This window comes from Bartonella sp. CR127HXZ (assembly GCF_042194555.1).
GTDB lineage: Bacteria > Pseudomonadota > Alphaproteobacteria > Rhizobiales > Rhizobiaceae > Bartonella > Bartonella grahamii.
The window spans coordinates 17411-26911 of sequence record NZ_JBHIMZ010000011.1 but is presented as its reverse complement, the minus strand read 5'-3'; the positions used below and the strand labels follow the sequence as shown (position 1 = coordinate 26911).

General features: G+C 37.0%; 10 protein-coding genes. 3 read left to right on the top strand and 7 right to left on the bottom strand.

The window, feature by feature from the left end; all coding sequences use genetic code 11:
• Positions 1-91: 91 nt before the first annotated feature.
• The 6 genes from purQ to rpe all read right to left on the bottom strand — a co-directional run bounded on the left by purQ (position 92) and on the right by rpe (position 4642).
• Complete coding sequence (purQ, locus tag ACFIKY_RS07035) at positions 92-763, bottom strand: phosphoribosylformylglycinamidine synthase subunit PurQ (protein ID WP_273788188.1); 672 nt, start codon at positions 761-763, stop codon at positions 92-94.
• 11 nt (positions 764-774) lie between these two features.
• Positions 775-1014, bottom strand: coding sequence for a phosphoribosylformylglycinamidine synthase subunit PurS (gene purS / locus ACFIKY_RS07030; protein WP_375623949.1), 240 nt, complete (start codon positions 1012-1014; stop codon positions 775-777).
• A 79-nt stretch (positions 1015-1093) separates the two neighbouring features.
• Entirely contained in the window at positions 1094-1858 is a 765-nt protein-coding gene (purC, locus tag ACFIKY_RS07025; protein WP_375635931.1) for a phosphoribosylaminoimidazolesuccinocarboxamide synthase, read from the bottom strand.
• A 172-nt stretch (positions 1859-2030) separates the two neighbouring features.
• Positions 2031-2579, bottom strand: coding sequence for an RBBP9/YdeN family alpha/beta hydrolase (locus ACFIKY_RS07020; RefSeq protein ID WP_375635908.1), 549 nt, complete (start codon positions 2577-2579; stop codon positions 2031-2033).
• A gap of 69 nt (positions 2580-2648) precedes the next feature.
• Entirely contained in the window at positions 2649-3956 is a 1308-nt protein-coding gene (purB, locus tag ACFIKY_RS07015) for an adenylosuccinate lyase (protein ID WP_375661582.1), read from the bottom strand.
• Positions 3956-4642, bottom strand: coding sequence for a ribulose-phosphate 3-epimerase (rpe, locus tag ACFIKY_RS07010; protein WP_375635909.1), 687 nt, complete (start codon positions 4640-4642; stop codon positions 3956-3958). Before rpe ends, purB begins: the two co-directional genes overlap by 1 nt.
• A 146-nt stretch (positions 4643-4788) precedes the next feature.
• On the opposite strand from rpe, the gene ACFIKY_RS07005 reads away from it, so the two are divergent.
• Both ACFIKY_RS07005 and dksA read left to right on the top strand, forming a co-directional pair.
• Positions 4789-5322: a flavin reductase gene (locus tag ACFIKY_RS07005; protein ID WP_026500725.1), complete on the top strand. Its 534-nt coding sequence runs from the start codon at positions 4789-4791 to the stop codon at positions 5320-5322.
• A 313-nt stretch (positions 5323-5635) separates the two neighbouring features.
• Complete coding sequence (gene dksA / locus ACFIKY_RS07000) at positions 5636-6052, top strand: RNA polymerase-binding protein DksA (RefSeq protein WP_015856486.1); 417 nt, start codon at positions 5636-5638, stop codon at positions 6050-6052.
• A gap of 52 nt (positions 6053-6104) precedes the next feature.
• On the opposite strand, the gene ACFIKY_RS06995 is transcribed toward dksA, so the two are convergent.
• The gene (locus ACFIKY_RS06995; RefSeq protein ID WP_015856485.1) at positions 6105-6581 is read right to left on the bottom strand and encodes a flagellar biosynthetic protein FliO; all 477 of its coding nucleotides are present in this window, start codon (positions 6579-6581) and stop codon (positions 6105-6107) included.
• Between the two features lie 210 nt (positions 6582-6791).
• Between ACFIKY_RS06995 and ACFIKY_RS06990 the strand changes: the two genes are divergently transcribed.
• Complete coding sequence (locus tag ACFIKY_RS06990) at positions 6792-9326, top strand: response regulator (RefSeq protein ID WP_375661581.1); 2535 nt, start codon at positions 6792-6794, stop codon at positions 9324-9326.
• The last annotated feature ends 175 nt before the right edge of the window (positions 9327-9501 follow it).

Genomic DNA, 9501 nt, shown 5'->3' with positions numbered 1-9501 from the left:
TTGTGAAGAGCTTTGTTCATAGATTTACGATGCGAGGAATAGTATAGATCCTTGTTTTTGACAATCATGGAGCGCGAGTATTTTTGCAACATCATCCATTTACCAACTCTAAAGCACTTTGAAAAAGTAAACGACCGTCAATACCTCCGTGGGCGGGTTCAATAAAGTTTTCAGGATGAGGCATCATACCAAGAATATTACCAGCTTTATTAACAATACCAGCAATATCTTTCATTGATCCGTTCGGGTTTGTATTTTCTGCATAGCGAAAAACAATTTGTTCATTGTCTTCCATTTGCTTTAATGTTTCACTATCAACAAAATAATTTCCATCGTGATGGGCAACAGGACAACGAATAATTTGTCCTTGAGAATAATATCGAGAAAATTTCGTCTTGGCGTTAACGACTTCAAGTTTGATTTCACGACAAACAAATTTTAAAGAAGCGTTACGCATTAAAGTTCCAGGTAATAATCCTGCTTCCAACAAAATTTGAAATCCATTACAGATACCTATTATTGTAGTACCTTCTTGTGCTTTTTCACGAATGGCTTTTAAGATGGGAGTTCGCGCTCCAATAGCACCACATCTTAAGTAGTCGCCATAGGAAAAACCACCAGGAATAATAATAACATCTACATCTGGAATTGTTGTTTCTGTTTGCCAAATTTTTAGTGGCTCAACTCCCGTTATATGGTGTAATGCTGCAACCATATCTCGATCACGATTTAATCCAGGAAGTTGAATGATGGCAGTTTTCATGAGTGTTCCACTTAAAAAAGTTCGATTGTATAATTTTCAATGACAGTATTTGCGAGTAACTCTTCACACATTTGTTCAAGTTTTTTCTTTGCGGTTTCAGAAGGTAGATCATCAAGAACAATATCAAAAACCTTTCCTTGACGAATGGATTGAATGCCTTCGAAAGCTAAACTTTTTAAAGCACCGACAATTGCTTCTCCTTGTGGATCAAGAACGCTTTCTCTTAAAGTAACCGTAATGCGTGCTTTCATTTTTTGCTTCCTGCTTGTTAAAAGAACCTCTCCTTTGAAGAGGGGTATTTATATAAGGTGATGTTTTTTTGCCCTGTTTTTACTTTACGAGAACGGGACCACTTGGTCGTGTTGGTTCGTTTTCATTCATAATACCAAGGCGTTTGGCAACTTCTTGATAGGCATTAATAAGCCCACCCATATCACGACGAAAACGGTCTTTATCCATTTTTTCTTGTGTGTGCATATCCCATAGTCGTGCAGAATCAGGTGAGATTTCATCAGCAAGAACAATACGCATCGTTTCATCTTCCCACAGGCGACCAAATTCCATTTTAAAATCAATTAATTGGATGTTAACACCGGCAAAAAGCCCAGAAAGAAAATCATTAACACGAATTGAAAGTTGCATGATATCTTCTAGCTCTTGTGGGACAGCCCACCCAAAAGCTGTGATATGTTCTTCCGTTACCATAGGATCATCGAGAGAATCATTTTTATAGTAGAACTCAATGATGGCTTGCGGAAGCGGGGTTCCTTCTTCCAGTCCTAAACGCTTAGCAAGAGAGCCGGCAGCAACATTGCGAACAACAACTTCCAACGGAATGATTTCCACTGCTTTAATAAGCTGTTCGCGCATGTTTATACGTTTGATAAAATGTGTTGGGATGCCCAAACGCCCAAGATGGCTAAAGATATGTTCCGAAATTCGGTTGTTTAAAACCCCTTTTCCGTCGATAATCTCATGTTTTTTTGCATTAAAGGCAGTTGCATCATCTTTAAAAAATTGAATATAAGTTCCTGGTTCAGGTCCTTCATATAAAATTTTAGCCTTGCCTTCATAGATACGGTGGCGACGATTCATCATGATTCTCTATTTATCTTGAGAGGTTTTAATAACATTGGTGAATGATACTATCCTAATTGATAGAATTTCTCAATGATATTGCTATGATACTTTTATAATTTTTGTCATTACACGTCTACCCAAAGGTGAAGATACATAAGTGATGAGAAAGAAGATTACCTCTCTTTGATCAAATTTTTGCAAGAAAGTGAGAGAGGACCATAAGCCCTTCAGGCCAAGGTCCGTGTCCGGATTCTGCGTTAATATGGCCAGAATACCCAGCATCAACAAAGAGTGATCCCCAATCATTGGCAATTTTTTCTGCTACTGAAAATTGACAAAACTCATCGTTGCGACTGGCTATGACAATAGAAGGAAAAGGCAGTTTTTGACGATGATAGGGGCCAAATGTCATTAAATGTTTGGGACGTATTTTCTCATTGGAGACATCTGGAGGTGCAACAAAGAAAGCGCCGCAAATTTTTTCTGTATTTTGTACCGTTGCATGAATAGCGCTGGGAACTCCTAATGAATGAGCAATAAGCATAACAGGCCTTTGAGCTTTTGCGATGGCAGTTTTAATTTTGTTAACCCACTCTTCACAAACAGGCTTTGACCAATGGAGTTGTTCAATGCGGCGGGCCGTCGACAATTTTTTTTCCCAGCGTGTTTGCCAATGATCTGGACCAGATCCTTTGTAGCCAGGAACAATAAGAATATCGAGTTGATTTGCTTTCATGAATTGTTTTCTTTGTTACAATAGATTTTTGATCATAGGTAGAATAGATTTGGGTTTTCTATGTCGCCTTTATTGTTCTTCAAAAACACGTTTAAAAATCGTATTGATATGTTTGGTGTGGTAAGAAAGATCAAATTTTTCACGAAGTTCTTCTTCACTTAAAGCTTTGGTAACATCTTTGTCGTTGAGGAGTTCTTCTAAGAAATCTTTTCCTTGTTCCCAAACTTTCATCGCATTTCGTTGTACAATCCGATAAGAATCTTCACGACTGATTCCTGCTTGCGTGAGTGCTAAAAGCACCCGTTGTGAGTGAACAAGACCGCGGAATTTATTGAGATTTTTTTGCATATTTTCTGGATAGACAATGAGATTTTCAATGACAGATGTGAGGCGAGAAAGAGCAAAATCAAGTGTAATAGTCGCATCTGGAGCAATATAACGCTCAACAGATGAATGAGAAATATCGCGTTCATGCCAAAGTGCAATATTTTCCATGGCTGGGAGTGCAAATGCACGTACCATGCGGGCTAATCCAGTTAAATTTTCTGTTAAAACTGGATTACGTTTATGAGGCATTGCCGATGAACCTTTTTGCCCAGGTGAGAAATGTTCCTCTGCTTCAAGAACTTCTGTTCGTTGTAAATGGCGTATTTCTATTGCTAACCTTTCAATAGAGGAAGCAATAACACCAAGTGTTGCAAAAAACATAGCATGACGATCTCTTGGTATTACTTGAGTGGAAACCGGTTCAGCACGCATCCTCAAGGCTTTTGCTACATGTTCTTCAACGCGGGGATCGATATTTGCAAAAGTTCCTACAGCTCCTGAAATTGCGCAAGTAGAAATTTCTTCTCGTGCTGCAAGAAGACGTTTGCGACAACGGGAAAATTCAGCGTATGCGAGAGCAAACTTGATTCCAAATGTTGTCGGTTCAGCATGAATGCCATGACTCCGCCCAATGGTGATTGTCTCTTTATGCTCAAAAGCACGTCTTTTTAATGCTTCAAGAAGTTGATCTATATCCTCTAGCAAAATATCACTAGCACGCATCAATTGAATGTTTAGCGTTGTATCTAGAACATCAGATGATGTCATGCCTTGGTGGATAAAACGTGCCTCTGGTCCAATGAATTCAGCTAGGTGGGTCAGAAATGCGATAACATCATGTTTGGTAATTGCTTCAATTTCATCAATGCGATTGATATCAAATTTAGCTACTGCCCCTTTTTCCCAAATGACTTTGGCGGCTTCTTTCGGAATAATCCCTAAGTGAGCAAGGGCATCACAGGCATGGGCTTCAATTTCAAACCAAATACGATATTTTGTTTCTGGAGACCAAATTGCTACCATTGCAGGGCGGGAATAACGTGCGATCATTATTTTTTTCCTTCTTGTGAGAGGATTGCGGCTTGGCGCAATGCATTAATACGTGTTTTGTAAAGCTCTTTATTTCCGTTTTTATAAATTGCAGAGCCTGCGACAAATACATTTGCACCAGCTTTTGCAGCTATCCCAATTGTATCAACGGTGATACCACCATCAACTTCAAGATCAATAGGGCGGTTTGCAATCATGCTTTTAACGCGCTTAATTTTATCTTTTATTTCTGGAATAAAACTTTGTCCACCAAAACCGGGATTAACAGTCATGATGAGAATGAGATCTAATTGATCAAGCAAATATTCAAGTACATGTTCAGGGGTGCTTGGATTGAGTGCAATTCCTGCTTTTTTTCCCATTTTTTTTATTGTTTGTAATGAACGATGAAGATGTGGACTTGCTTCAGCATGAATGGTTATAATATCTGAACCCGCTTTTGCAAAAGCTTCCAAATAAGGGGCTACCGGTGCGATCATCAGGTGGACATCAAATGTTGCTTTGGTTAATGGGCGCAGAGCCTTGACTATTTCAGGACCAAAGGTGATGTTAGGAACAAAGTGTCCATCCATGATATCAAGATGAAGCCAATCTGCACCAGCATCAACAACATCTAACATTTCTTGTCCAAGTTTAGAAAAATCAGAAGCCAAGAGTGAAGGCGAAATGAGATGAGAATGGGGCATTAAAATCTCCTTGATTGGCTGTTTTTATCATATCGCTGTGTATACACAAATATCTTTTGTGTTATGACGGAAAAGAAAAAATATGTATTATAGGTCTTTGTTATGGAAAGATCGCTTGAAATTTTAAAGCTTTATAAGTGAAAGATATGTCGAATCATAAAACATATTTGATGCCTGAACTTCAACATAATATTGCGGTTTCTTCCCAAGAATATCGAGATGCCATGAGTCTTTTTGCAGGAGCTGTGCATATTGTGACAACAAATGGCATTAAGGGAAGACGCGGGGTGACTGTTTCGGCGTGTTGTTCTTTATCTGATAATCCTCCAACCCTTCTTGTTTGTCTCATGCGCCATAATTTAAAGAATCAGGTGTTTATGGAGAATGGAAATTTTTGTGTTAATAGCTTGGCAGGAAAACATCGTTCATTAGCGGATGTTTTTTCGAGGTGTTGCACTCTTACACAAAATGAGCGTTTTGATGCTGCTCAATGGGGAGTTTTGCAAACGGGGGCGCCTAGTCTTTCAGACGCTCTAGCGTCGTTTGATTGTCGTTTGATTTGTTGGCACGAGCACGCAACCCATTGTGTTTTAATTGGTGAGGTTGTTGCAATCAACTGTAATAAAGAAAAAGATGCTTTGATGTATTTAAAACGTGAATATCACACTTTGCCTTTATAAAGATTTTATTTTTTTGCATTGCTGAAATGATTTATTGTTGCTTCATTTAGATTTTAAACGATGAGAAAGCAGGGGAGTGATGACTCTGATATCTGATATTAGATTTCCTTCTTTTTGAAGTTTCTCAGTAAGCAAGAAAAATGTTCTGGATGAGATTTGATCAAGAATCCAATCTACATAGAAAAGCGATCAAATCTAAACAGTGTATTTAGACATATTTGTAGATTGTTATGAAAAAACATTTTACTCTTGTGTTGATGGGTATTGCACAATATATAGACCGCACATAGCATATGTGGAGGTTTTTTATTGCATGAGCGAAGAGATTGATGGTCAATATCGCCCTAGTGAAGATGAGCCTTTTATGAATGAGCGGCAAAAGGCGTATTTTCGTGCTAAATTGGTTTCTTGGAAGAATGATATATTAAAAGAAGCTCGTGAGACTTTGGAAAATTTGCAGGAAGAGAATGTTGGTCAACCTGATTTGACTGATAGGGCTTCTTGTGAAACTGATCGTACAATCGAATTACGTGCGCGGGATCGTCAGAGGAAACTTATTTCAAAAATAGATGCTGCTTTAGAGCGCATTGATAATGGGACATATGGCTTTTGTGAAGAAACCGGCGAACCCATTAGTATAAAGCGTCTTGAGGCTCGGCCAATAGCCGTTTTGTCATTGGAAGCGCAAGAACGTCACGAACGACGTGAAAGAGTTTATCGCGATGATTAAGGTCATTGAAATGATAAACAAACAAAACTCGTGGTGATAAAATTGTATATTTTTATTTTTGAGGGGTAGGAATGAATAAAGATGGTTCTTGCCGTCCCTCAATTTCGGCGGTAATTGCTGAATCTTTTACCGCTTGATTCGTAAAAGGAGAGGGATTTTTATCCGGTATATCGTTTCTTTCTGTAGGGGCGGAATTGGGATGTGTGAGCGTTTCTCCCTTTTGTATTTTTGATGTACCGGTAATATCGGATTCTACAACCACATCTGTTAATCCACCAATAAGGAGCAAATGTTCTTTATTATCGCAACGGACTAAAACAAGGCGGCGTGCTCGATCTATAGAAATTACTTCACATAATGCTAATCGTGATAGACTTTTTTTTCTATTAATGCTGAATCTTCTCGTACTTAAACGACGTAAAAACAAGATAATTATGGTAATAGCAACGATTGTTATTATAAAAAACAAAAAGCTTATCGTTATTTTCGCAGCAGATACACCTATTTGCTCTGATAACCAGATATACATAGATTTTCTCCCATTTTTGTGTGAAAATATCGTTTTTTATCGAGATAAATTTATAAACACACCCTTAAAAGGTTCACTTAAATACAAGAAATAAACTTTTTAACATTAAGTGAGCTTTCTTAGAGATAATATCATAGTATATACTTTATAACAATGAATATAAAGGAAGTTTTGTGATATAAGAAACAACTAAATCTAAGGCAATGAGAGATGGATAAAGGTTTTGATAATAATAAAAGATCAGCGTCTTCTGTTCATCGAAGAGTTGTGATTTTTAGTGTTGTTTTTATATTAGTTTCTCTTTTCATTGTGGGTATTTTAGGTTTTTTTTATCCACAAAGCTATTTGCAAAAGGCTATATTGATATCTTTTTTGATTCTAGCAATTATCGGCGTTGCAACACTTGTTTTGTGTGGAATGGGAATTTTAAGATACCATGTGTGGTTGCATGAAGATTTTGATTTTAGCATCTTTAATGGGAGCGATGATGCAATTGTAATCTCTGACCTTTCTGGTTTTGTTTATTATTCTAATCAAAACTATCGAAAAATTCTGACCTATAAGCCTGAAGTGTCTTGTTATATGGTTATTGCTGATCTTCCAGGAGCTGGCGCACTTTCGTATCGCTTAAAGGTTGCAGCCTGTAATAATCTTGCAGCGCAAGAGGAATTAAGAGTAGAACAACCAATTTTTACCGATGCTACACCAAAAAAATCTGTTTGGTATAATATTTCTGTTCAACCTATCACAAAACAGAAAAAAAAGCTTTTATTTTGGCGTATTGCTGATATTTCGCATTTACAACAAACGCGAGAAGTTTTTTTCTCGAACCTTCAAGAGGCTATCAATCACTTGGATCAAGCTCCTATTGGTTTTGTATCAGTTAATACACAAGGAACTATTCTTTATGCTAATGCGGTTTTTGCCGAATGGTTTTCAATTGATTTAGCGAGTTTCTCAATTGGTCAATATAATTTTGATTCGTTATTTGATAGCGTTGGCGCTAAGAGCTCATGGAGTGATATCTGTTTGCAAACCAACAGATATCAAAGTTCAGGTTACTCATTACCTTATAAGTTTTCGTTATGTTTAAATTCACAAGCGACTTGTGAGAAAATATTCCATTGTCTTATCTCTGTTTCTTCTCTCTTAGAAGAGGAAGCCGTTTATCGCATTGTGATCATTCCACAACAAATACAAAAAGAAGAGGACGATCAATTAAAATTACCCACTATATTAGGAGAATATTTTGATGCGAGTCCTTTTGCAATAGCCGTGGTGGATCATGAAGGGCAATTGGTTCATATGAATAAAGCTTTTTCATCACTCACGGGATGTGTGGACAAAGCAGTCAATTTTTATGATGTTATTTCTCGTCGTGATTGTGTGCAGTTAGAGCGTTCTTTTCAGAGAATCGCGACAAATAAAAATTATTTTGTTTCTCTAGAAACTGTTTTGGAAAAAAATGAAGAATGCCATTTACGGCTTCATATTATGTCTGTACCGCCCTATCATGGTGATGCATTGCAAGATTTACTTATTGTCTCTGTGATTGAAACAACCGAACAAAAAACGCTTGAAGATAAAATGATGCAAAGTCAGAAAATGCAAGCTGTTGGACAATTGGCTGGCGGCATTGCTCATGATTTTAATAATGTTTTAACAGCAATTTTAATGTCGTGTGATCTTCTTTTAAATACGCATCGTAGTTCTGATCCTGCTCATGCTGATCTGATCAATATTAAAAATAATGCTAATCGTGCAGCTGCTCTTGTACAGCAATTATTAGCTTTTTCTAGAAAGCAAACACTTCGACCTGAAGAAGTTGATTTTACTGAATTTTTATCGGATATTCGCAATCTTATTGTACCACTCTTGGGAAATAATATTCAGTTAAAAATTATCCATGGAAGAGATTTGTGGAGTGTTGAAGTTGATCAAGCATCTTTTCAGCGTGTTATTATGAATTTGGTTATTAATGCGCGTGATGCCATGTTAGATGGAGGTATTGTTACGATTGCGACAAACAATATTACAAAGCAACAAAGTGCTGAATTTAATCATCTTGGTTTAGTAATTGGTGAGTATGTGCAATTGACTATTTCAGATACAGGGGCTGGTATATCTGCTGCTATACAAGAAAAAATGTTTGAGCCATTTTTTACAACAAAAGAAGTTGGAAAAGGAACAGGCCTTGGTTTATCAATGGTTTATGGAATTATCAAGCAGAGCGGTGGGTGCATTTATTGTGAAAGTAAAGAAGGTGAAGGAGCAACATTTCATATTTTTCTTCCCCGTTATATCCCCAATATAAAAGGAGAAATTTCTCAAAAGATTGAAAAAGATGAAGAAAAAGATAAAAATATAGACTTAACAGGATTTGCGACTGTTTTATTGGTTGAAGATGAAGATGCGGTTAGAATGGGGGGGGTAAGAGCTCTTCAAATGAGAGGATATACGGTTTTAGAGGCAGCGAGTGGGGTGGAGGCACTCTCTATTCTTGAGGAACAAAAAGGAGCTGTTGATATTATTGTTTCCGACGTAGTGATGCCAGAAATGGATGGGCCCACTTTATTGAAGGAAGTACGTAAAAACTATCCTGATATCAAATTTCTTTTCGTTTCTGGATATGCAAAAGATGCTTTTGCTAAAAATCTTCCACAAGATGCTGTTTTTGGTTTTTTATCTAAACCTTTTACACTCAAACAGTTAGCTCTAACAGTTAAAGGAACACTTTCATCATGAGGCAAAAATTTATGCAATAGAAAAATTGCGTATTTAAGATTTTTTAGGCGAAATATGAGAGTATTTTAATAAATAGGGCTTGTGATCTTGTGATAATGTCATAGAACTGAATAAAAAAGAAGAATTTGAAAAATTAACTAAAATTCAAAAAAATCACACATTCTGCGCAAAAATT

Excerpts from the sequence above, each read along its gene's own strand:
- ACFIKY_RS06995 (WP_015856485.1), bottom strand. The coding sequence starts at position 6,581 with ATGTATATCTGGTTATCAGAGCAAATAGGTGTATCTGCTGCGAAAATA.
- rpe (WP_375635909.1), bottom strand. The coding sequence starts at position 4,642 with ATGCCCCATTCTCATCTCATTTCGCCTTCACTCTTGGCTTCTGATTTT.
- purB (WP_375661582.1), bottom strand. The coding sequence starts at position 3,956 with ATGATCGCACGTTATTCCCGCCCTGCAATGGTAGCAATTTGGTCTCCA.
- ACFIKY_RS07005 (WP_026500725.1), top strand. The coding sequence starts at position 4,789 with ATGTCGAATCATAAAACATATTTGATGCCTGAACTTCAACATAATATT.
- purQ (WP_273788188.1), bottom strand. The coding sequence starts at position 763 with ATGAAAACTGCCATCATTCAACTTCCTGGATTAAATCGTGATCGAGAT.
- dksA (WP_015856486.1), top strand. The coding sequence starts at position 5,636 with ATGAGCGAAGAGATTGATGGTCAATATCGCCCTAGTGAAGATGAGCCT.
- purS (WP_375623949.1), bottom strand. The coding sequence starts at position 1,014 with ATGAAAGCACGCATTACGGTTACTTTAAGAGAAAGCGTTCTTGATCCA.
- ACFIKY_RS07020 (WP_375635908.1), bottom strand. The coding sequence starts at position 2,579 with ATGAAAGCAAATCAACTCGATATTCTTATTGTTCCTGGCTACAAAGGA.
- purC (WP_375635931.1), bottom strand. The coding sequence starts at position 1,858 with ATGAATCGTCGCCACCGTATCTATGAAGGCAAGGCTAAAATTTTATAT.
- ACFIKY_RS06990 (WP_375661581.1), top strand. The coding sequence starts at position 6,792 with ATGGATAAAGGTTTTGATAATAATAAAAGATCAGCGTCTTCTGTTCAT.